The 21,959-nt window shown below is 64.4% G+C and carries 18 protein-coding genes; 12 read left to right on the top strand and 6 right to left on the bottom strand.

The features are described 5' to 3' along the window. Positions 1–14 precede the first annotated feature (14 nt). From coaE to FJW04_RS02275, 4 genes are all read right to left on the bottom strand, one after another. Positions 15–596, bottom strand: a complete 582-nt coding sequence (gene coaE, locus FJW04_RS02255; RefSeq protein ID WP_140712101.1) for a dephospho-CoA kinase — start codon at positions 594–596, stop codon at positions 15–17. Then, complete coding sequence (locus tag FJW04_RS02260; RefSeq protein WP_140712103.1) at positions 593–1,450, bottom strand: shikimate dehydrogenase; 858 nt, start codon at positions 1,448–1,450, stop codon at positions 593–595. Before FJW04_RS02260 ends, coaE begins: the two co-directional genes overlap by 4 nt. After that, the gene (locus FJW04_RS02265; RefSeq protein ID WP_140712105.1) at positions 1,443–2,042 is read right to left on the bottom strand and encodes a Maf-like protein; all 600 of its coding nucleotides are present in this window, start codon (positions 2,040–2,042) and stop codon (positions 1,443–1,445) included. The genes FJW04_RS02260 and FJW04_RS02265 overlap by 8 nt, the downstream gene beginning before the upstream one ends. Positions 2,043–2,324: 282 nt before the next feature. Beyond that, positions 2,325–3,146: a pyruvate, water dikinase regulatory protein gene (locus FJW04_RS02275; protein WP_140618160.1), complete on the bottom strand. Its 822-nt coding sequence runs from the start codon at positions 3,144–3,146 to the stop codon at positions 2,325–2,327. 404 nt (positions 3,147–3,550) lie between these two features. On the opposite strand from FJW04_RS02275, the gene hemE reads away from it, so the two are divergent. The 3 genes from hemE (at position 3,551) to rho (ending at position 6,549) form a co-directional block, all read left to right on the top strand. Then, on the top strand, positions 3,551–4,582 hold the full coding sequence (gene hemE / locus FJW04_RS02280; RefSeq protein ID WP_140712107.1) for a uroporphyrinogen decarboxylase: 1,032 nt from the start codon (positions 3,551–3,553) through the stop codon (positions 4,580–4,582). Then, entirely contained in the window at positions 4,582–5,118 is a 537-nt protein-coding gene (hemJ, locus tag FJW04_RS02285; protein WP_140712109.1) for a protoporphyrinogen oxidase HemJ, read from the top strand. The genes hemE and hemJ overlap by 1 nt, the downstream gene beginning before the upstream one ends. A gap of 165 nt (positions 5,119–5,283) precedes the next feature. Then, positions 5,284–6,549 carry a transcription termination factor Rho gene (rho, locus tag FJW04_RS02290; protein ID WP_015314810.1) on the top strand — a complete coding sequence of 422 codons (1,266 nt, stop codon included), beginning with the start codon at positions 5,284–5,286 and terminating at the stop codon, positions 6,547–6,549. 58 nt (positions 6,550–6,607) lie between these two features. On the opposite strand, the gene FJW04_RS02295 is transcribed toward rho, so the two are convergent. Then, entirely contained in the window at positions 6,608–8,626 is a 2,019-nt protein-coding gene (locus FJW04_RS02295; RefSeq protein WP_140712482.1) for a thioredoxin domain-containing protein, read from the bottom strand. Between the two features lie 72 nt (positions 8,627–8,698). Here FJW04_RS02295 and mnmE point away from each other — a divergent pair, with 72 nt between their 5' ends. The 5 genes from mnmE (at position 8,699) to FJW04_RS02320 (ending at position 14,541) form a co-directional block, all read left to right on the top strand. Further along, positions 8,699–10,027 carry a tRNA uridine-5-carboxymethylaminomethyl(34) synthesis GTPase MnmE gene (mnmE, locus tag FJW04_RS02300; protein ID WP_140712111.1) on the top strand — a complete coding sequence of 443 codons (1,329 nt, stop codon included), beginning with the start codon at positions 8,699–8,701 and terminating at the stop codon, positions 10,025–10,027. Between the two features lie 194 nt (positions 10,028–10,221). Further along, positions 10,222–12,105, top strand: a complete 1,884-nt coding sequence (mnmG, locus tag FJW04_RS02305; protein ID WP_140712113.1) for a tRNA uridine-5-carboxymethylaminomethyl(34) synthesis enzyme MnmG — start codon at positions 10,222–10,224, stop codon at positions 12,103–12,105. Beyond that, positions 12,102–12,734 (top strand): 16S rRNA (guanine(527)-N(7))-methyltransferase RsmG, encoded by a 633-nt coding sequence (rsmG, locus tag FJW04_RS02310; protein WP_140712115.1) that lies wholly within the window; start codon positions 12,102–12,104, stop codon positions 12,732–12,734. Before mnmG ends, rsmG begins: the two co-directional genes overlap by 4 nt. A gap of 54 nt (positions 12,735–12,788) precedes the next feature. Then, entirely contained in the window at positions 12,789–13,589 is an 801-nt protein-coding gene (locus tag FJW04_RS02315) for a ParA family protein (protein WP_140712117.1), read from the top strand. A gap of 67 nt (positions 13,590–13,656) precedes the next feature. Continuing rightward, positions 13,657–14,541, top strand: coding sequence for a ParB/RepB/Spo0J family partition protein (locus FJW04_RS02320; protein ID WP_140712119.1), 885 nt, complete (start codon positions 13,657–13,659; stop codon positions 14,539–14,541). A gap of 318 nt (positions 14,542–14,859) precedes the next feature. On the opposite strand, the gene holA is transcribed toward FJW04_RS02320, so the two are convergent. After that, a complete protein-coding gene (gene holA / locus FJW04_RS02325; protein ID WP_140712121.1) occupies positions 14,860–15,903 on the bottom strand; it encodes a DNA polymerase III subunit delta in 1,044 nt (347 codons plus the stop codon). A 570-nt stretch (positions 15,904–16,473) separates the two neighbouring features. Here holA and FJW04_RS02330 point away from each other — a divergent pair. From FJW04_RS02330 to lpdA, 4 genes are all read left to right on the top strand, one after another. Next, a complete protein-coding gene (locus FJW04_RS02330; protein ID WP_140712123.1) occupies positions 16,474–17,706 on the top strand; it encodes a 3-methyl-2-oxobutanoate dehydrogenase (2-methylpropanoyl-transferring) subunit alpha in 1,233 nt (410 codons plus the stop codon). Between the two features lie 3 nt (positions 17,707–17,709). After that, a complete protein-coding gene (locus FJW04_RS02335) occupies positions 17,710–18,723 on the top strand; it encodes an alpha-ketoacid dehydrogenase subunit beta (RefSeq protein ID WP_140660373.1) in 1,014 nt (337 codons plus the stop codon). A 17-nt stretch (positions 18,724–18,740) separates the two neighbouring features. Continuing rightward, the gene (locus FJW04_RS02340; protein ID WP_140712125.1) at positions 18,741–20,069 is read left to right on the top strand and encodes a dihydrolipoamide acetyltransferase family protein; all 1,329 of its coding nucleotides are present in this window, start codon (positions 18,741–18,743) and stop codon (positions 20,067–20,069) included. A 273-nt stretch (positions 20,070–20,342) separates the two neighbouring features. Then, entirely contained in the window at positions 20,343–21,740 is a 1,398-nt protein-coding gene (gene lpdA, locus FJW04_RS02350) for a dihydrolipoyl dehydrogenase (protein WP_140712127.1), read from the top strand. The last annotated feature ends 219 nt before the right edge of the window (positions 21,741–21,959 follow it).

Below are 21,959 nucleotides of genomic sequence, written 5' to 3' on the forward strand. Positions count from 1 at the left end.
GTCAGGAGCCCGACTTATCCCTTGATTTCGGCAACAATCGAAGCAACCGCCGCACGCGCGGCGGCCAGCCCCTCGCCGGTGTCGATGACGAAATCGGCCAGCCGGCGCTTTTCGGCATCCGGCACCTGCCTGGCCAGAATCGACGCCAGTTTTTCCTCGCTCATGCCGGGCCGCGCCAGCACGCGTTGGCGCTGGACTTCGGCCGGCGCCGTCACCAAGACGACCTTGTCGACGCGGCCACGGCCGCCGGTTTCGAACAGCAGCGGGATGTCGAGGACCACGAGCGATTCGCCCGCTTCACGATGCCTGGCCAGGAAGGCATCGGCATCGGCACGGACCAGCGGGTGGATGATGGCTTCGAGTTTTTTCAGCGCCGCGGCATCGCCGAGCACGCGAGCGCCGAGTTTTGCGCGGTCAACGCTTCCGCCAACCGTGGTGCCGGGAAAGGCGGCCTCGACCAGCGGGGCCGCCTTGCCGGCATAGAGGCGGTGCACCGTCTCGTCGGAATCATGCACCGGCACGCCTGCTTCGGCGAACATCCTGGCCGTGGTCGACTTGCCCATGCCGATCGAGCCGGTGAGGCCGAGCACGATCATGATTTCGGCACCCGGGATTTGGGCACCAGATCGGCAACGATGAGTGCGCGCAGTTCAGCCGTCACCTTCGGCCTGACGCCGAACCAGCGTTCGAAGCCGGGCACCGCCTGGTTGAGCAGCATGCCGAGCCCGTCGACCGTCTTCAGCCCCCGTGCCCGCGCGGCGGCGAGCAGGGGGGTCTCGAGCGGCACATAGACGATGTCGTTGACCACGGCGTGGGCGGGCAGACCCCTGGGGTCGGCGGCCAGATCCCCGTTGCCCTGCATGCCCAGCGCCGTGGTGTTGACCAGCAGGCCGGCGTCGCGCAGCAATTCGCCGGTCGCCGCCAACGGATGCGCGGACACCCCGGCGCCAAAGCGGTCGCGCAATTCGATTGCCCGGGCGAGCGTGCGATTGACGATGCGGATATCACCGAGGCCGCGCGCCTTCAGCGCATGGATGACGGCACGGGCGGCGCCCCCGGCACCCAGCACCACGGCAGGGCCATTGGCCGCCCAGCCCGGAGCGTGGTCGTCGAGATTGGCGGCAAAGCCGTGGCCGTCGGTGTTGCCGCCCCACAAAGTGCCGTCCTCGAACCAGAGCGTGTTGACGGCGCCGATCTCGTCGGCCGCATGGTCGCGGCGCGCGACCCCGGCAAAAGCCGCCTCCTTGTGCGGGATGGTGACGTTGCCGCCTCGATAACCGTTCGCCTGCAGCGTCGCCAGGAATTCGGCGAAATTTTCGGGCGCCACATCGATCGCCTGATAACTGCCGTCAATGCCATGCTCGGCCAGCCAGTGACCGTGGATCATCGGCGAGCGCGAATGTTTTATGGGGTGGCCGGTGACGAAGGCCTTTTTCGGGGTTTCAGCCATCGATGGCTCCCAGTGCGCGCAGTTCCGCCAGCAACGGCAGCAGCGGCAGGCCGACAATGGTAAAATGGTCGCCTTCGATTTTTTCGAATAGCTGGATGCCTTCGCCCTCGACCTGGTAGGCGCCGACACTCGACAATGCCTTGACGCCGACCCGGGCCAGATGCCGGCCGATGAAGGCGGGGTCGAGCTTGCGCATGGTCATCGAGGCGATGCCGACATGGCGCCACAGCACCTTGCCGTCGCGCACCAGAACGGCGGCGCTGTTGAGCTGATGGGTCTTGCCCGACAACGCCAGGAGATGGCGGCGCGCGCCCTCCATGTCCGCCGGCTTGTGAAAGACCTCGTCAGCCAAGGACAGCGTCTGGTCGCAGCCAAGCACCAGTGCCCCGGGTCGGCGCTCGCTGACTTCGGTGGCCTTGGCTTCGGCGAGCACCAGGGCGACGTCCTCGGGCGAGGCGCCGCTGTCCTGCAACGGCGCCTCCAGCGCCCGCTCGTCCAGCGTCGCGGGAACCGCCTCGATGTCGACGCCGGCATCGACCAGCATCGCCTTGCGGAACGGACTGCCTGAAGCGAGGATGATTTTTTCTGTCATTTTGCACTCGGGCGCAGACACAGGCGCGGTTGGAGTGTGAGCTGTTTTACTTTGTAAAGTTAGCGCCGCCCCTCATTGTCCTGCCGGACATTTCTCCCCGTATAGAGACGGGGAGAAAGGGCAGCTTCAACGCGGGCCCTCTTTTCGGCCACGCTGGTGATTGGCGAAGCCATCGATGACAGGCCCCCTCTCCCCGTCTCTATACGGGGAGAGGATGCCGGCAGGCAGGTGAGGGGCGGCGCTAACCTTCCGCGGCAAGCCTCGGAAAACCTCTTGGCTGATCTATCGCGTCTTCCCCCGCAGGGCAACGATCGCCGCCGCCGTTTCCTCGATCGAGCGGCGGCTTACGTCGATCATCGGCCAGCCGTGGCGGGTGCAGATCTGGCGGGCATAGGCGAGTTCCTCGTTGATGGCGGCGCGGTCGACATACTCGGTCGGCACATAGGTGCTCGAATTGCCGAGGATGCGGTTCTGGCGCACATGCGAGATGCGCTCGGCGGTGGCGATCAGCCCCACGACCAGCGGCGCCCTGGCGCTGACCAGACTTTCTGGCACCGGCACGCCGAGCACGATCGGGATGTTGGCGGTCTTGATGCCGCGGTTGGCGAGATAGATGCTGGTCGGCGTCTTCGAGGTGCGTGAAATGCCGATCAGCACGACATCGGCGTCATCCATGTTTGCCGGCAGCTGGCCGTCATCATGGTCCATGGTGAAGTTGAGCGCATCGATGCGCCGGAAATATTCGGCGTCGAGAACATGCTGGGCGCCGACGCGGCGGCCGGCCGGCGTCCCGAGATAGGACTGGAAGACCGTCAGCACCGGCTCCAGCACGGACACACAGGGCAGGCCCATGGCCGCGCAGCGTTCGTCGATGCCGCGTGCCAGCTTCTGGTCGACCACCGTGTAGAGGATGATGCCCGGCTCCTCCTCTATGTCCTCGAACACCTTGGCTATCTGCTTTTCGGTGCGGATGAGCGGGTAGATGTGCTCGATGGCGCGTGCATCCTTGTATTGCGCTGAAGCCGCGCGGCCGGCGGCGAGCAGGGTTTCGCCCGTGGCATCGGAAATCAGATGCAGGTGGAAGAAGCTCTGGGGTTTGTTCACAGGGATCACCTGGGGCTGTGGGCGGATGTGGATAAGATCGGACGGGCCGACGGGCCGGCCTGAGGCGACTGTATCAGATGCCGGTTTGTCCACAATTCGATGCGCTGTCAGCTTCTCCTGGCGGCTGGGGACAAGTCCGTGGACGAAGCATTTTGCCTTTTGCTCGTCCACAGGGCAGGTCTCCAGGGCATCAGACCTAGCGCATTGACTCCAGTGGCGGATTCCTGATTGTCCCCAGAACCCTGCCAGCCGGGATCGGGAGTGCGCGACAATATGCTTGCTGGCGTTTTGGCGGCCAAAGCGGGACAGGTGACAACCACCACAACCAACAGACTCTTAGAATCAGAAGACTCTTTTAAAATAAGATATTTGATTAAGAGGAAGCCGGGAGAGGCGAGCGCTCGATGCCTGCAAGACGGATCATGCTGGATGTGCTGAAAGGCGAGGCGGTGTTTCCTCCTCCGCTCTGGATGATGCGACAGGCCGGGCGCTATCTGCCGGAATATCGTGAGACGCGGAGACGGGCCGGCTCGTTTCTTGATCTCTGCTACGACCCCGAGCTTGCCGTGGAAGTGACGCTGCAGCCGATCGAGCGCTTTGGCTTCGACGCTTCGATCGTGTTTTCGGACATCCTTGTCGTTCCCCATGCGCTTGGCCGCGACGTGCGCTTCGAGGAAGGGCGTGGGCCGCTCCTGACGCCGATTTCGGCGGCCGAGATTCCGGCGCTGGGAAGCGATGTGTTTCACGTGAATCTCGAACCGGTCTACGAGACTCTTCGCCGGCTGCGGGCGAAATTGCCCGACGAGACGGCGCTGATCGGCTTTTGCGGCGCGCCGTGGACGGTGGCGACCTATATGATCGCCGGCCACGGCACCCCGGACCAGGCGCCGGCGAGGCTGTTCGCCTACCGCAAGCCGGCGGCGTTTCGGCAGCTGCTGAAAGTGCTCGCCGACCATTCGGCGTCCTATCTGATCCGGCAGATCGAGGCCGGTGCGGATGTCGTGCAGATTTTCGACTCATGGTCGGGGGTGCTCGACGATGCCTCGTTCGAACGCTTCTGCGTCAAGCCGGTGGCCGAGATCGTCAGGCAGGTTCGGGCGGTTCATCCCGGCGTGCCGATCATCGGTTTTCCCAAGGGCGCCGGCGCCCGCTACCAGAGCTACCGCGAGAAGACCGGCGTGACGGGGCTGGGCATCGACTGGACGGTGCCGCTGGAGGCCGCGAAGGCGTTGCAGCGGCAAGGCGCCGTCCAGGGCAATCTCGATCCGTTGCGGCTGGTCGCCGGCGGGCAGGCGTTGGCCGATGGCGTCGAGGCGATCCTCCAGGCGCTGGGGAATGGGCCGCTGATCTTCAATCTCGGCCACGGCATCACGCCGGAGACGCCGGTGGCGCATGTCGAGGCGATGGTGAAACAGGTTCGGAGCGCCGCACGCTGATGGCTGACAGAGATAACACCAACAGCACCGGCCAGGCGGTGAAGCGCATGGTCGTTGGCATCGCTGTCCTGATCGTTCTCACCGCGCTTTTGTTTTTCTTCGCGCCCGAAAGCTTCTATCCCTGGGCAAAGGCGATCCATATCCTCGCCGTCATCTCCTGGATGGCTGGGATGCTTTATCTGCCGCGGCTGTTCGTCTATCACGTCGATGCGCAGAAAGGCTCCGTGCAGTCGGAGACTTTCAAAGTGATGGAGCGGCGTCTGCTGCGCGGCATCATCAATCCGGCGATGATCCTCACCTGGGTGTTCGGGCTGTGGCTGGCCTGGAAGATCTTTGCGTTCCAGGGCGGCTGGCTGCATGCCAAGATCGGCCTGGTGCTGATTTTGTCGGGCGTTCACGGCTATCTGGCCGCCGCGGTGCGCAAATTCGCCGAGGACCGCAACGAAAAACCGGCAAGGCACTGGCGGATCGTCAACGAGATCCCCACATTGCTGATGATCGCAATCGTGATCCTGGTCGTCGTGAAGCCCTTCTGAGGCTTCATCGGACCCGCTCAAAAGGCGGCTTGCTCTTTCAGCCGACCGACGATACAAGACGGGTCTTCCTTCCCGTCATGCGCCGCCCGTCATTGCTTTCGGCCGCGCCCGGCATTTGTCGCACCCCGCCGATCTTTCCCCCAAAGCCTACCCAGAGTCCGTCTAATGCAAGAAATGAAACTCACTGAGTTCAAGAACAAGAAGCCGCCAGAGCTGATCGCTTATGCCGAATCGCTCGAGGTCGAGAACGCCAGCGTCATGCGCAAGCAGGAACTGATGTTCGCGATCCTGAAGAAGCTCGCCGCCCAGGACATCGAGATCATCGGTGACGGCGTGGTCGAGGTGCTGCAGGACGGTTTCGGCTTCCTGCGCTCCGCCAATGCCAATTATCTGCCAGGTCCCGACGACATCTACATCTCGCCGTCGCAGATCCGGCGCTTTTCGCTGAAGACCGGCGATACGGTCGAAGGGCCGATCCGCAGCCCGAAGGAGGGCGAGCGCTATTTCGCGTTGCTCAAGGTCAACACGATCAATTTCGACGATCCCGAGAAGATCCGCCACAAGATCCACTTCGACAATCTGACGCCGCTCTATCCGACCTCGCGGCTGAAGATGGAGGTCGACAATCCGCCCGGCAAGGACATCTCGCCTCGCGTCATCGACCTGGTGGCGCCGATCGGCAAGGGCCAGCGCGCGCTGATCAACGCACAGCCGCGCACCGGCAAGACGGTGCTGTTGCAGAACATCGCGCACTCGATCACCGCCAATCATCCGGAATGCTACCTGATCGTGCTGCTGATCGACGAGCGGCCCGAGGAAGTCACCGACATGCAGCGTTCGGTCAAAGGCGAAGTCATCTCCTCGACCTTCGACGAGCCGGCGGTGCGCCACGTCCAGGTCGCCGAAATGGTCATCGAGAAGGCCAAGCGGCTGGTCGAGCACGGCCGCGACGTGGTGATCCTTCTGGATTCGATCACTCGCCTGGGCCGCGCCTACAACACCGTCGTGCCGTCCTCCGGCAAGGTGCTGACCGGTGGTGTCGACGCCAATGCGCTGCAGCGCCCGAAGCGTTTCTTCGGCGCCGCGCGCAACATCGAGGAAGGCGGCTCGCTCACCATCATCGCCACCGCGCTGATCGACACCGGCAGCCGCATGGACGAAGTCATCTTCGAAGAGTTCAAGGGCACCGGCAACTGCGAAATCCAGCTCGACCGCAAGGTGGCGGACAAGCGCATCTATCCGGCCATCGACATCCTCAAATCCGGCACCCGCAAGGAAGACCTGCTGGTGTCGCGCCAGGACCTGCAGAAGATCTTCGTGCTGCGCCGCATCCTGGCGCCGATGGGAACCACCGACGCGATCGAGTTCCTGATCGACAAGCTGAAGCAGACCAAGACCAACGGCGATTTCTTCGATTCGATGAACACGTAATCGAGGCGCGGCAGAGCCTTATCTTCGTCATCCTCGGATCAAGCCCGAGGATGACGAATCACTTTCGCCGCAACAATCCTTCCAATTCGTCAGCATCCGTAACCACCGGCAGGCAGACCTGGCCGGTGCACAACCAGGCGCCGGGCCGGTTGGTCGGAGGCAGGATTCCGACGGGGAGCAAGGGTCGATTCGCCGCCGTACCGATTGGCACCACGATATCGACGCGACGCGGATCTGGGTTTCGATTCGCCACCGGAATGAGCTTCGGATCCTCCAGCCCGTCCACGATGACCAGTTTCAGCGGCTCGAGGGCAAGCGCGCAGGCATTGACGATACCCGCCTGGCCATAGGCCTGGTGCGCCGCTCGGCCGGCAGCATGCTCGGCCGTTTTCCACGCCTTCTCCTGCAAGTCGAGGTTGCCGGTAATAGAAGCCAGCCGGACCTGCGCCTCGATAATCTGGCTGGTGGCCGAGGGGATGGCCTCGTCGACATCGCCCCGGATGCGGATCGGCACGTCGGTGCTGTCCGAGGCGGTCAGATAGTAACCCGTGCCTTCCGCGTCGGCGTGCCAATGGTCGAGCTGTTCAAGGAACTGGCTGGCCTGCTCGACATAGCTCCAGTCCTCAGTGGCCTCGAACAGCGAGATCGCCGCGTTGGTCATGGCGGCATAGTCGCTCGACAGTGCGGGAAACAGTTTCCGGACACCAAGCATGGAATGCGGCAAGCGACCGTCGCGGCCGGCTTTGCCGATATGGGCAAAGGCCTTGGCCGCGGCCTCGATCCAATCCGGTCGCGCCAGCGAACGACCCGCCTCGGCGAGGGCGGCGATCATCAGGCCGTTCCAGTCGGTAAGGGTCTTTGCGTCCAGGCCCGGCCTGACGCGTTGTTCCCGGACAGTGAGAAGCCTTGTCTTGAGCGGGACAAGCCGCTCCCGGTCGGCAACACCAAACGCCTGCTGGGAGAGGGTCTGATGGAGCACCGGCTTACCTTCCCATCCGGGCGGGCTGGAAAGGCTGAAGTACTTGAAAAACAACGTTGAATCGTCTCCAAGAACAGATTCGATCTCCCCCCTGCTCCAGGTGTAGAACAGGCCTTCCTCGCCATCGCTATCGGCATCGAGGCTGGCGGCGAAGGCGCCGCCTTCGACACGCATTTCGCGCAGCAGCCAGTCGACCGTGTCCTCGATTCGGACCCGGAACAAATCATTGCCGGTCGCCGCGAGGGCCCAGTTGCAGAAGCGGATGAGCTGCGCATTGTCGTAGAGCATCTTCTCGAAATGGGGCACCAGCCATTCGGCGTCCGTCGAGTAGCGGCTGAGCCCGCCGCCGATGTGATCGTAGATGCCGCCGCTCAGCATATGTTCGAGGCTGACGAGGACGTCGTCGCGATGCGCGGCATTGCCGTCGCGCAGCCAGGACAACCACAGCGTCTGCATGAACGGCGCGTTCGGGAATTTCGGCGCGCCGGCGAGGCCGCCGCGGTCGCGGTCGATCATGCCACTGACGCGGCCGGCAAGGTCGGACAGCATATCGCGATCGAGAAGTGCCTTGGAATGCGTGGCCGAGAGCCGCGCCTCGACATGCGAAGTCAGGCCGTCGGCGCTCTGGTGCAGGCTTGCCCGTTTCTCGCGCCATGCCTTGTCGACCGCTTCCATCACCTGGATGAACCCCGGACGGCCATAGCGCGGCTCGCGCGGGAAATAGGTGCCGCCCCAGAACGGTTTGCCATCGGGGGTCAGGAACATGGTCAGCGGCCAGCCGCCTTGCTCGCCCATCGAGGACAGGGCCGCCATATAGATCTGGTCGATGTCGGGGCGCTCCTCCCGGTCGACCTTGATATTGACGAACAGACGGTTCATGACGGCGGCGACGTCGTCATTCTCGAAGCTTTCATGGGCCATGACATGGCACCAGTGGCAGGCGGCATAGCCGATGGAGAGCAGGATTGGCCTGTCCAGGGCTTTTGCCTCCTCGAGCGACGCCGGTGACCATCCGCGCCAATGCACGGGATTGCCGCTGTGCTGCTGCAGATAGGGGCTGGCCTCTTCGGCAAGCAGGTTTTGCGCGGGCAATGTCACAATGGCCAACTTTCAGGAGCAATCCGGGACGGTGATGAGGCGAAAGCTAGGGCGGTTCGGTAGAGCGGGCAAATGATTTCAGGCGATTCTATCGTGGCGCTGTCGAGCGGCCGGCTTCCGGCCGGCGTTGCGGTGTTGCGCATATCCGGCCCGCAAACTCGATTCGTAATCGAAACGATCGCCGGCGGCATGGTTAAGGCACGATCCGCGGTCCTGCGTAGGTTCAGGGCTCCAGATGGAACCGTGCTCGATAACGGCCTGGTTCTGTTCTTTCCCGGTCCGGCGAGCTTCACCGGCGAGGATGTCGCCGAGTTCCATGTTCATGGCGGGCGTGCCGTGGTGGCCAGGATACTGGAAACGATCGCTGGTTTCGACGGCGTCAGGCATGCCGAGCCGGGGGAATTCACGCGCCGCGCCTTCTTCAACGGCAAGGTCGATCTGGTCGAGACTGAGGCGCTGGCCGACCTCGTCAATGCTGAAACCGAGGCGCAGCGGCGTTTTGCCATCCAGAACGCCGGGGGCGCGCAGAGCGCGCTCTACCTCGGCTGGCGTCGGCGCCTGATCCATGCGCGGGCCATGATCGAGGCCGAAATCGACTTCGCCGATGAAGACGATGTACCGGGTTCCGTTTCGGATACGGTTTGGTCCGATGTGAGGTCGATGATATCGGAGATCGACCGCCACATTGCCGGCTTCCATGCCGCCGAGATCATCCGCGACGGCTTCGAAGTCGTCATTCTCGGCGCGCCCAATGCCGGCAAGTCCAGCCTGTTCAATGCCTTGGCGCGGCGCGATGCCGCTATTGTAACGGATGAACCCGGCACCACCCGAGATTTGCTGGAGGTGGTGCTGGATCTCCGAGGCTTGCGTGTCCGACTGACCGACACGGCCGGGTTGCGGGAAGCGCCTGGCAAAATCGAGGCGATCGGCATCGAGAAGGCAAGAGCCAAGGCGGATCGCGCCGATCTGCTGCTGCTGCTCGAGGACGCCGCGGACCCCAAGGACGCCGGTCCGCTGCCGATGCCGACGCCGGCATTGCGCGTCGGCACCAAGCTCGACCTGCTCGATAGGAGAGCGACCCAGGATGCAACTGGGCGCTACGAGTTTGGTTTATCGGTGGTCGACGGGACGGGTGTGGATGGATTGCTGGCGGAGATCGGTCGCCGCGCTGCCGAGGCGGCCGGCGTTAGCGGCGATGTGCTGCCGTCACGGCTACGCCATGTCGAGTTGCTCGACGCGGCGAACCGGCATCTGCACCGCGCCGCCGATGAACGCATGCCTCAGGAATTGCGCGCCGAAGAGCTGCGCCTGGCAGCGGATCGCCTGGGACGGATAGTGGGCGCGGTGGACGTCGAAGACTTGCTCGACGTGATCTTTTCCCAGTTCTGCATAGGAAAATGACTCACGTGAAACATGATGGCTGCCGGAGCTCGTGCTGACTCACGTGAAACAATCAGGCGGTGATTCAAGTGAAACGCCGATAAAAGTGGGGTTTCGCTGTTTCACGTGAAACGCCTGTGCGGAAGTTTTCTTGACAGTCCCGCCTCGCGGGGACATGTGTCGCTCATCTTCTTTGAGTCCGGGACCTATATGGAATGACCGATCACTATGATGTGGTTGTGGTGGGCGGCGGCCATGCGGGTTGCGAGGCGGCCAGCGCCGCTGCGCGCGCTGGCGCGAGAACCGCGCTGGTGACGCTGCGTTTCGACACGATCGGCGTGATGTCGTGCAACCCTGCCATCGGCGGGCTCGGCAAGGGGCATCTGGTGCGCGAGATCGACGCCATGGACGGGCTGATGGGCCGTGTGGCGGACGCCGCCGGCATCCAGTTCCGCCTGCTCAACCGCCGCAAGGGCCCGGCGGTGCGCGGCCCGCGCACGCAGGCCGACAGAAAACTCTATCGCCTTGCCATGCAGGAAGCGATTCGGCAGCAGAACGATCTCGAGGTCCTGGAGGGCGAAGTTCTCGATTTCGAGATCTCCGATGGAAATATCGTAGCGGTTCTCCTGGCTGACGGCCGCCGGCTTGCCTGCGGCGCCGTGGTGCTGACGACGGGAACCTTCCTGCGCGGCCTCATTCACATCGGTGAAAAGAAGATCGTCGCGGGCCGCATGAACGAGAAGGCCAGCATGGGGCTGTCGGCAACGATGGACCGCGCCGGCTTCAAGCTCGGGCGGCTCAAGACCGGCACGCCGCCGCGACTGGACGGACGAACCATCGATTGGGCGTCGCTGGAAAGCCAGGCGGCGGACGAGAATCCCGTGCCATTCTCGCTGATGACCGAGCGTATCGTGACGCCGCAGATCGATTGCGGCATCACCCGCACGACGACAGCCACGCATGAGCTGATCCGCGCCAATCTTGGCCGCTCGGCCATGTATTCCGGCTCGATCGAAGGGGTTGGGCCGCGCTATTGCCCGTCGATCGAGGACAAGATCGTCAAGTTCGGCGACCGGGACGGGCACCAGATCTTCCTCGAGCCGGAGGGGCTCGACGACCACACCGTCTATCCCAACGGCATTTCGACCTCGCTGCCGGAAGACGTTCAGCTGGAGATATTGAAGACTATTCCCGGTTTGGAGCATGCGGCCATGCTGCAGCCTGGCTATGCCATCGAATATGATCATGTCGATCCGCGCGAACTGCATCCCACACTTGAAACCAGGCGCGTTGCCGGGCTTTTTCTGGCCGGGCAGATCAACGGCACGACCGGTTATGAAGAGGCCGCCGGCCAGGGCCTGCTCGCCGGCCTCAATGCGGCGCGGCGGGCGGCGGGCGGAGCACCGATCGTGCTCAGCCGCACCCAGGCCTATATCGGTGTGATGGTCGACGATTTGACCAGTCGCGGCATCAGTGAACCCTATCGGATGTTCACCTCGCGGGCCGAGTTCCGGCTCTCGCTGCGCGCCGACAATGCCGATGAGCGGCTGACGCCGCTGGCGCAGACACTGGGGATCGCCTCGGCGGAGCGGATGCAGCGTTATGGCGATGTCATGCAGCGGCTGGATGAAGCGCGCCAGATGGCGCTTTCGCTGGCCATGACGCCGAACGAGGCGGCACGGCACGGTTTGGAGATCAATCGCGACGGCGTACGCCGGTCCGGCTTTGAATTGCTGGCCTATCCCGGTGTCGATGTGGCTTGGCTGGCGGGGGTTGAACCGAAATTTCACGATATCGATGCCAGGACCGCGGAGCGGCTCGAAACGGAAGCGAAATATTCGGTTTATCTGGATCGCCAGAGCACCGATGTCCAGCAGATCCGGCGTGAAGAGAGCCGGCTGATCCCGGACAGCGTCGATTTTGCCGGGGTGCCCGGCCTGTCCAATGAGCTGAAGCAGAAGATGCAGGCGCGGCGGCCGCGCTCCATCGCGGAGGCGCAGCGCATGGAAGGCATGACGCCGGCGGCGTTGGCGATCATCGTCGCGCATGTCCGCCATTGGGAATCGGTGCAGAAAGCCGAGCAGAGGGATGTTGCGTGAGTTCCTTCTCTCGCGAGCGCCTGCAGGAGGCCGCCGGCCCGGTTTCACGTGAAACATTCGATCGCCTGGTGGCGTTCGAAGCGATGTTCCAGAAATGGAACCGCAGCATCAATCTCGTGGCGCAGTCCACCTCGGGCGATGTCTGGCAGCGCCACATTCTGGACAGCGCGCAACTTGCTGGGATAGAGCCCGATGCCAGGCATTGGGTCGACATCGGTTCTGGTGGCGGGTTTCCCGGGCTTGTCATGGCCTTTCTGCTCGGCGACCGCCCGGGCGCCAGCATCGATCTGGTCGAAAGCAACCGCAAGAAAGCCTCGTTCCTGCAGACCGTCGCCGGGCAGTTCAGCCTGCCGGCGCGGGTCGTGGCGCGCCGCATCGAGGACAGCCATGTGCTTGTTTCGAAGCCGGAAATCGTCACCGCACGGGCGCTGGCACCGCTTTCGGTGCTGCTGGACCTGTCGGCGCCGTGGCTGACCTCGGGCGCGCGGGCGCTGTTCCACAAAGGCCGGGATTATCGCGCCGAAGTGCAAGAAAGCGTTAACCGGTGGACCTTCGATCTGGTAGAACATCCAAGCGTGACCGACGCCAGCGGCGTCATCCTCGAATTGTCCAATGTGCGACCTGCCTGACCGAGACGGGTCTGAGTGTTCGGCGACCCAAAGATGAATTTCTGGCATAGACCCATGATGAAGAACGGCCCTCGAATCATCACCGTAGCCAACCAGAAGGGCGGCGTCGGCAAGACCACCACCGCCATCAATTTGGCCACAGCGCTGGCGGCAATCGGCGAGAAAGTGCTGATCGTCGACCTCGACCCGCAAGGCAATGCCAGCACCGGTCTCGGCATCGACCGCAAGGACCGGACGGTCTCGTCCTATGACGTGCTGACGGGCGAACTGGACCTGGAAGCCGCCGCCATTGCGACCGCGGTGCCAGGCCTTTCCATCGTTCCTTCGACGCTGGACCTGCTCGGCATCGAGATGGAGATCGCCTCGGCACCCGACCGGGTGCTCAAGCTGCGCAACGCGCTGCGTGCCGCGACCGAGCGCGGGGCACCCTTCGGCTATGTGCTGATCGATTGCCCGCCCTCGCTCAATCTTTTGACTTTGAATTCAATGGCGGCGGCCGATTCCGTTCTCGTGCCGCTGCAATGCGAGTTCTTCGCGCTGGAGGGTCTCAGCCAGCTGCTCGAAACCGTCGAGCAGGTGCGTCGCTCGATCAATCCGGACCTCACCATCCAGGGCATCGTGCTGACCATGTATGACGGCCGCAACAATCTGGCCAACCAGGTGGTGCAGGATGTGCGCGAGCATATGGGCGACAAGGTCTACGAGACGATCATTCCGCGCAATGTGCGGGTGTCCGAAGCCCCGTCCTATGGCAAGCCGGCAATTCTCTATGACCTGAAATGCTCGGGCAGCCAGGCCTATCTGCAATTGGCCTCTGAAGTGATCCGCCGCGAGCGCAAATTGCGCGCCGCTTGATTAGAACCGATGCACATTTAACAGCCGATTCGATGCCGAAACGATCTGAAATAGACGTGGAATAAAGATGAGCGAAGATCTATCGAGGAAAAGACTGGGTCGCGGGCTGGCAGCACTGATCGGCGAGATCGATCGCCCGGCGGCCCCGGAAAAGCCCGGCATGAGCGCCGACGGCAAGGTGCCGATCGAGTTCATCAGCGCCAATCCGAAAAATCCGCGCCGGCATTTCGGCGATGCCGAACTGACCGACCTTGCGCAGTCGATCCGCGAACATGGCGTGGTGCAGCCGGTCGTGGCGCGGCCTTCGCCGACGCAGGCCGGCCGCTACGAGATCATTGCCGGCGAGCGGCGCTGGCGGGCGGCGCAGCGCGCCGGCCTGACCGAGATCCCGGTCATCATCCGCGACGTCAACGACCGCACGGCGCTGGAACTGGCGATCATCGAGAACGTACAGCGCGCCGACCTCAATCCGGTCGAAGAAGCGCAGGGTTACCAGCAGCTCATCGACGACCATGGCTACACCCAGGCCGATCTCGGCCAGGTCATCGGCAAGAGCCGCAGCCATGTCGCCAACACGTTGAGATTGTTGAAGCTGCCCGACGTGATCCGAGACATGCTGGTCGACGGCGCGCTTTCGGCCGGCCACGCCCGCACGCTGGTGACGGCTGAGGATCCGGCCGGTCTCGCCAAGCGCATCGTCGAGGAGGGGCTTTCCGTGCGCCAGGCCGAAGCGCTGGCGCAGATGCCGGCCGGCGCCAGTTCCAACGCCACCAAACCAGCCGCGCCTGCCGCCGAAAAAGACGCCGACACGCTGGCGCTGGAAAAGCTGCTCACCGACACGACCGGCATGATCGTGACGGTCGACCACAAGGGCAAGGGCGGGGTGCTGCGGGTCGCCTATCGAAGCCTGGAACAGCTGGACGAGCTGTGCAGGCGGCTGAAGCAGGATTAACGTTTAGCCGGCAAATTATGCGGTACAGCGTTACTCCCGGCGGTCGGCGCCGCCCCTCATCCCCCTGCCGGGACCTTCTCCCCGTATAGAGACGGGGAGAAGAGGCTGGGTGTGCGACGCCGGCGCCTTTTTGCGACGCTGGTGATTGGCGAAAGCAGCGACAAGAGCGTCCCTCGCCCCGTTCACGGGGAGAGCGACTGTCTTGGCAGTCAAGCTGTTTGCCATGGTATGCCGGCAGGCAGGTGAGGGGCAGCGCCGGCGGAACTCAGCTGGCACGGAGGGTCCGAATCCCACAAGGGGGGAGATTGGCCAATTTCTCTACCGCTGTCCCAGCCTCGCGCTTTCAACCGCGATGCCGAGCAGCGCCTGCCTTGCGAGCGCGACGGACAGGTCGGGGCGCCGCCGCGTCTGCAGCACGGCCTGATGCAACCGGGTCAGCGCGCGGCCGAGCGCTTCGCTGTTCCAGCGCTCCAGGGTCTTCTCCACCAGCTTGCGCCTGGAGAAAAAGACCGGCGGCCGCGCGGCGGCAACGACGGAAGCGGCGTTGCGGCCGCCCGTCTCCATCTGGCCGCGCATGGCCTGGATCTGCTGTAGCTGCCGCATCGCCGAGGACAGCACCTGGAAGGGCTGCCCGCCGCCCTGGCAGTGGCGCGTGAAAGCGGTGTCGAAGTCGCCGACCTTGCCTTCGAGCAGCGCGTCGACGGCATCGTCGTAAGAGGCGCCAGACACGTCGCCGGACATGGCTCTCACCTCTTCCAGCCCGATCTCCTTCAGGCCGTGGGCGTAGAGGACGAGTTTTTCGATCTCGCCGCGCGAGGCCAGCCGATCGCCACCGAGATTGCGGCGCAGCGCCTGCCGCGCCTCCAGTGTCATCGCCATGCCGGCCTTGCGCAGTTCGTCGTCGATGACCGTGTCGATGTCACGGGCCTCATCGGCGTAGCAAGGCAGCGCCATGGCATTGTCCGCGCCCTCGACCACGGCGCGCAGCCCGACGCCTTTCTTCAGATCGCCGGCCTCAATGAGAATGATGGCGTCGCGCACCGGCTCCGCCGTCAGTGCCTTGACGTCGTCGGCCAGTGCTTTCTGGCCGCTGGCATTGCGCACCCAGAGCAGCCGCCGGTCGGAAAACATCGGCACGGTGCGGGCCTCGTCGAGCAGGCGGCCCTCGTCGCGATCGACCTCCGAACCCTCGAGCCTGACCACCGAGAACGGGTCGTCGAGCGGCAGGCCGGTCTTTCCGGCAAAGGCCTTCGCCCGCTCGGAGACAAGGCCGCGATCGGGGCCATAAAGCAGGACGATCGAGATGCGCGGATCAGGCCGCGCCAGCCAACCGTCGACCTCGAAAGCTTTCTTCTGTGCCATGGAGGGTGGTTAGCATGATGCTGGGATGGAGTGAACGGCTTCCAGCTCGGATCGCCAACCTTGGCCCATTCCTCTCCCTCCGGAGGGGGGAGAGGTGGCCCGGCGAAGCCGGGACGGAGTGGGGGAAGCCGGTCCTCAAATCCGCAGGCACTGGCACTCATCACAGCGCCTCATTCAGGGCGAGGCGTCGTCCCGGCTTGAGATAACGCCCGAGCCAGGTCGCCCCCACTCCGTCGAGCTGCGCTCGCCACCTCTCCCCCGATCGACGGGGGAGAGGAAGGGCGCCAAGGTTGGCGAACCCCAATTTCCCCTGCCTGCGGAGGCACAAAAGGAGGCGTGGAACCAAGTCTCGCCAGCCAATCACTTTATCTGGCGACAAACACGGCACAACCATGCGCCAAATTGCGCGCGGCCGCCCAACATCGACAAGAAATTTCGCGGACATATCTTCATCTTGAGTGGGGGAGGCCGGAGCGGCCGGCGCGGCCGGAACCGACACCCTGACGCATTCGCACTGGCGGCGCGGATATGCAAATATCCCTGCCAGGCAACATTGGAGGACTCGAGGTCATGGCCGATGCTGGGATGTTGCGGTTTCACGTTCCGGAGCCGGAAGTGCGGCCGGGCGGGACGCCTGATTTCTCCAATGTGACCATCGCCGAGGCCGGCTCCGTGCCACGCCCCGATATCGACGTCGATCCGCGCACCATCCGCGACATGGCCTTTTCGATCATCCGGGTGCTGAACCGCAATGGCGAGGCCGTCGGGCCGTGGGCCGGGCTGCTTTCCAGCGAGGAATTGCTGGAAGGCCTGCGCAACATGATGACGCTGCGCACCTTCGATGCGCGCATGCAGATGGCGCAGCGCCAGGGCAAGACCTCCTTCTACATGCAGCATCTCGGCGAGGAAGCGGTGAGCTGCGCCTTCCGCAAGGCGCTCAGCCCCGGCGACATGAATTTCCCGACCTATCGCCAGGCCGGCCTGCTGATCGCCGACGGCTATCCGATGGTCACGATGATGAACCAGATCTATTCCAACGAGGCCGATCCGCTGAAGGGCCGGCAGCTGCCGATCATGTATTCGTCGAAGGAGCACGGCTTTTTCTCGATCTCGGGCAATCTGGCCACGCAGTATATCCAGGCGGTCGGCTGGGCGATGGCGTCGGCGATCTCCAACGATTCCAGGATCGCCGCGGCCTGGATCGGCGACGGCTCGACGGCGGAATCCGATTTCCATTCGGCGCTGGTGTTCGCCTCTACCTACAAGGCGCCGGTGGTGCTCAATGTCGTCAACAACCAGTGGGCGATCTCGACTTTTCAGGGCATCGCGCGCGGCGGCTCGGGCACATTCGCGGCCCGGGGGCTCGGCTTCGGCATCCCGTCGCTGCGCGTCGACGGCAATGACTATCTGGCCGTGCACGCGGTGGCCAAATGGGCGGCGACAAGGGCGCGGGAGAATCTCGGGCCGACGCTGGTCGAATATGTCACCTACCGCGCCGGCGCCCATTCGAGCTCGGACGATCCCTCCGCCTACCGGCCGAAGACCGAGTCCGACGCCTGGCCGCTCGGTGACCCGGTCGTGCGGCTGAAGAACCATCTCATCAAGCTCGGTGTCTGGTCGGACGAACGGCATGCGCAGGCCGAGGCCGAAATCCTCGACACGGTGATCGCGGCGCAGAAGGAAGCGGAAAGCCACGGCACGCTGCATGCCGGCGGCAAGCCGTCGACACGCGAGATGTTCGAAGGTGTGTTCGCCGAGATGCCGCCGCATCTCAGGCGCCAGCGCCAGCAGGCGGGAGTCTGAGCCATGCCAAGACGGACCATGATCGAGGCCATCCGCGACGCCATGGACGTGTCGATGGAGCGCGACGACAAGGTCGTCGTGTTCGGCGAGGACGTCGGCTTCTTCGGCGGCGTTTTTCGCGTCACGCACGGGCTGCAGGCCAAATATGGCAAGAGCCGCTGCTTCGACGCGCCGATCAACGAATCCGGCATTGTCGGCTCTGCAATCGGCATGGCCGCCTATGGTCTGAAGCCCTGCGTGGAAATTCAGTTTGCCGACTACATGTATCCCGCATACGACCAGCTGACGCAGGAAGCCGCAAGGCTGCGCTACCGCTCGAACGGCGATTTCACCTGCCCGATCGTTGTCCGCATGCCGACCGGCGGCGGCATTTTCGGCGGCCAGACGCACAGCCAGAGCCCGGAAGCCTTGTTCACCCATGTGTCGGGCCTGAAGACGGTGGTTCCATCCAACCCCCATGATGCCAAGGGGCTTTTGATCGCGGCGATCGAGGACCCCGATCCGGTGATCTTCCTTGAGCCGAAGCGGCTCTACAACGGCCCGTTCGACGGCCACCACGACCGGCCGGTGACGCCATGGTCGAAGCATGAGCTCGGCGAGGTCGCCGACGGCCATTACACGGTGCCGCTCGGCAAGGCCGCCATCCGCAGGGCGGGCGGGGCGGTCACGGTGCTGGCCTACGGCACCATGGTCTATGTCGCGCAAGCGGCCGCCGAGGAGACCGGAATCGACGCCGAGATTATCGATCTGAGGACGCTGCTGCCGCTCGATCTCGATACGATCGTGGCTTCGGTCAAGAAGACCGGGCGCTGCGTCGTCGTGCACGAGGCGACGCTGACCTCGGGCTTCGGCGCCGAGCTTTCGGCGCTGGTGCAGGAAAACTGCTTCTATCACCTGGAGGCGCCGGTCGCCCGCGTCGCCGGCTGGGACACGCCCTATCCGCATGCGCAGGAGTGGGAGTATTTTCCCGGTCCCGCGCGTGTCGGCCGCGCTTTGCTTGAAACATTGGAAGCCTAGAGTGGGGGAGGCCTGAGATGGGCGAACACATCATCAAGCTGCCCGATGTCGGCGAGGGTGTCGCCGAGGCCGAGCTCGTCGAATGGCATGTGAAGATCGGCGACATCGTGCGCGAGGACACGGTGCTCGCCGCCGTGATGACCGACAAGGCGACGGTCGAAATCCCGTCGCCCGTCGATGGCGAAATCCTGTGGCTGGGCGCCGAGATCGGCGACACGGTGGCGATCGGTTCACCGATCGTGCGGCTGAAAGTGGCGGGCGACGGCAATGTGAAACCCGGCAAGGAGGCTGAACCGGCGACCGGGGCCGAGCCGCCCGTCAGGCTGCCGAGCCCGAAGCCCGAAGCCGCTTCGCCGCCCAAGCCGGCAAAACCCGCCGAGACACCGGCGAAACCCGCATCGTCGTCGTCGGCGCCGAAAACCGTGACGCGCTCCTCGGCTTCGGGCGCGCCGCGTCCGGAAGGCGAAAAGCCGTTGGCCTCCCCCGCTGTCCGCTTGCGGGCGAAAGAGGCGGGCATCGATCTCAGGCAGGTGGCGGGGACCGGTCCGGTCGGCCGCATCGGCCACGAGGACCTGGAGGCGTTCCTGGCGCGCGGGCCGCAATCGGCCAGGGCGCCGGGCCTCGCCCGCGACGACACCGTCGAGGACATCAAACTGGTCGGCCTGCGGCGCAAGATCGCCGAGAAGATGACGCTGTCGAAGTCGCGCATCCCGCACATCACCTATGTCGAGGAGATCGACGTCACTGCGCTCGAGGAATTGCGCGCCGCGCTCAACAAGGAAAAGCGTGTTGCCAAGGGCGGCGCGGAGAGGCCGAAGCTGACCTTGCTGCCGTTCCTGATGCGGGCGATGGTCAAGGCGATCGCGGACCAGCCCCAGCTCAATTCCCTGTTCGACGACGAGGCTGGTATCATCCACCAGCATGGCGGCATCCATATCGGCATTGCCGCGCAGACACCGTCGGGCCTGGTGGTGCCTGTCGTCAAGCATGCCGAGGCGCGCGACGTCTGGGACTGTGCCACCGAGGTGGGCAGGCTGGCGGAGGCTGCGAAGTCAGGCACGGCGACACGTGACGAGCTGTCCGGCTCGACCATCACCATCACCTCGCTCGGCGCCATGGGTGGGATCGCGACGACGCCTGTGATCAACCACCCGGAAGTGGCGATCATCGGCGTCAACAGGATGATGGTGCGGCCGGTTTGGGACGGCACCCAGTTCATCCCGCGCAAGATGATGAACCTGTCGTCGAGCTTCGACCACCGCGTCATCGACGGCTGGGACGCGGCGGTGTTCATCCAGCGGATCAAGGCGCTGCTGGAGACGCCGGCGCTGATTTTCGTGGATTGAGGGAGATGTGATGCGTTCTCGAGTTTCCATTGGCGGGCGCCGCGCAGCCCCTCATTGCCCTGCCGGGCATTTCTCCCCGTATAGTGACGGGGAGAAAGACGCCGTTATCCATGGTTTCGCCAATCGGCAGCGTTGCAGACGAGGGCGCCAACATCGCGGCCAATCCCTTCTCCCCGTCACTATACGGGGAGAAGGTGCCGGCAGGCGGATGAGGGGCAGCGCTGGGTTGGATGGGAGGACGTTGACGGCTCTCACGACAAGGAAGCTGCCAACATGAAGGAAATCTCCTGCAAGCTGCTCGTCATCGGCGCCGGTCCGGGCGGTTATGTCTGCGCCATTCGTGCGGGACAGCTCGGCGTCGATACGGTCATCGTCGAGGCTGCGAAGCCCGGCGGCACCTGCCTCAATGTCGGCTGCATCCCGTCCAAGGCGCTGATCCATGCGGCGGAGGAGTTCGAGAAGGTTTCGAACATGGCCGGCGGCAACAGCCCACTCGGCATTTCGGTCACCGCACCGGTGCTCGACCTGGCCAGGACCATCGCCTGGAAGGACGGGATCGTCAGCCGGCTCAATAGCGGTGTCGCCGGCCTGCTGAAGAAGGCCGGGGTGAAGACCGTGCATGGCTGGGCGAGGTTTCGCGATGGCAAGACCGTCGAGGTCGAGACCGAGACCGGAAGCCAGGTGATCCGGGCCGAGACGATCGTGATCGCCACCGGCTCGGCGCCGGTCGAGTTGTCTTTTCTTCCCTTCGGCGGGCCTGTGATCTCGTCCACCGACGCGCTGGCCCTGAGTGAGGTTCCCAGGAAACTCGCTGTCGTCGGTGGCGGCTATATCGGGCTCGAACTCGGCATGGCCTTCGCCAAGATGGGTGCGGGGGTCACCGTGGTCGAAGCCTTGCCGCGCGTGCTGGCGCAGTATGACGCCGAGCTGACCCGGCCTGTCGTCAAGCGGCTCTCCGCGCTCGGGGTCGAGGTGATGCTGGGCGCCAAGGCCAAAGGGCTGTCGACAGACGGCGATGCCCTGCTGGTCGAGACATCGGACGGCAAGAGCACCAAGGTCGCCGCGGACAAGGTGCTGGTGACGGTCGGCCGCAAGCCGGTGACGGAAGGCTGGGGACTCGACCAGATCGATCTCGACAGGGCCGGAAAGTTCATACGGATCGACGACCAGTGCCGGACCTCGATGCGCGGCGTCTTCGCCATCGGTGACGTCACCGGGGAGCCGATGCTGGCGCACCGGGCGATGGCGCAAGGCGAAATGGTCGCGGAGATCGTCGCCGGCCACAAGCGCGGCTGGGACAAGCGCTCGATCCCGGCCGTCTGCTTCACCGATCCCGAGCTGGTGACGGCGGGTCTGTCGCCCGAAGAGGCCAAGGCGCAAGGCGGCGAGATCAAGATCGGCCTGTTCCCCTTCGCCGCCAATGGCCGTGCCATGACCAAGCTCGGCGAAGACGGGTTCGTCCGCGTCGTGGCGCGCGCCGACAATCACCTGGTGCTCGGCATCCAGGCCGTCGGTCAGGGTGTGTCGGAACTGTCGGCGGTGTTTGGGCTGGCGCTGGAAATGGGCGCCAGGCTGGAGGACATCGCAGGGACGATCCATGCCCATCCGACGCAAGGCGAAGGGTTTCCGGAAGCCGCGCTCAAGGCGCTGGGCCACGCGCTGCATATTTAGAGCTCCCCCTCTCCCGCGTCAGGCGTAAAGGGGGAGGAGTTGCTCGATTGCCCCAGGCTCCTTTCCTCTCCCTCCGGAGGGGGGAGAGGTGGCGCTGCGAAGCAGCGACGGAGTGGGGGAAGCCGGTCCTCAGACGCACCGCCGCTGAAAACTCATCACAAGCCTCAATCAGTCAGGACGAGGCATCACCCCGGCTTGAAATAACAAGCCCGAGCCAGG

The organism is Mesorhizobium sp. B2-7-3 (genome assembly GCF_006440715.1).
GTDB lineage: Bacteria > Pseudomonadota > Alphaproteobacteria > Rhizobiales > Rhizobiaceae > Mesorhizobium > Mesorhizobium australicum.

Coding starts and splice junctions, on each gene's coding strand:
- coaE (WP_140712101.1), bottom strand. CDS start 596: ATGATCGTGCTCGGCCTCACCGGCTCGATCGGCATGGGCAAGTCGACC.
- FJW04_RS02260 (WP_140712103.1), bottom strand. CDS start 1,450: ATGGCTGAAACCCCGAAAAAGGCCTTCGTCACCGGCCACCCCATAAAA.
- FJW04_RS02265 (WP_140712105.1), bottom strand. CDS start 2,042: ATGACAGAAAAAATCATCCTCGCTTCAGGCAGTCCGTTCCGCAAGGCG.
- hemE (WP_140712107.1), top strand. CDS start 3,551: ATGCCTGCAAGACGGATCATGCTGGATGTGCTGAAAGGCGAGGCGGTG.
- hemJ (WP_140712109.1), top strand. CDS start 4,582: ATGGCTGACAGAGATAACACCAACAGCACCGGCCAGGCGGTGAAGCGC.
- rho (WP_015314810.1), top strand. CDS start 5,284: ATGCAAGAAATGAAACTCACTGAGTTCAAGAACAAGAAGCCGCCAGAG.
- mnmE (WP_140712111.1), top strand. CDS start 8,699: ATGATTTCAGGCGATTCTATCGTGGCGCTGTCGAGCGGCCGGCTTCCG.
- mnmG (WP_140712113.1), top strand. CDS start 10,222: ATGACCGATCACTATGATGTGGTTGTGGTGGGCGGCGGCCATGCGGGT.
- FJW04_RS02315 (WP_140712117.1), top strand. CDS start 12,789: ATGATGAAGAACGGCCCTCGAATCATCACCGTAGCCAACCAGAAGGGC.
- FJW04_RS02320 (WP_140712119.1), top strand. CDS start 13,657: ATGAGCGAAGATCTATCGAGGAAAAGACTGGGTCGCGGGCTGGCAGCA.
- holA (WP_140712121.1), bottom strand. CDS start 15,903: ATGGCACAGAAGAAAGCTTTCGAGGTCGACGGTTGGCTGGCGCGGCCT.
- FJW04_RS02330 (WP_140712123.1), top strand. CDS start 16,474: ATGGCCGATGCTGGGATGTTGCGGTTTCACGTTCCGGAGCCGGAAGTG.
- FJW04_RS02335 (WP_140660373.1), top strand. CDS start 17,710: ATGCCAAGACGGACCATGATCGAGGCCATCCGCGACGCCATGGACGTG.
- FJW04_RS02340 (WP_140712125.1), top strand. CDS start 18,741: ATGGGCGAACACATCATCAAGCTGCCCGATGTCGGCGAGGGTGTCGCC.
- lpdA (WP_140712127.1), top strand. CDS start 20,343: ATGAAGGAAATCTCCTGCAAGCTGCTCGTCATCGGCGCCGGTCCGGGC.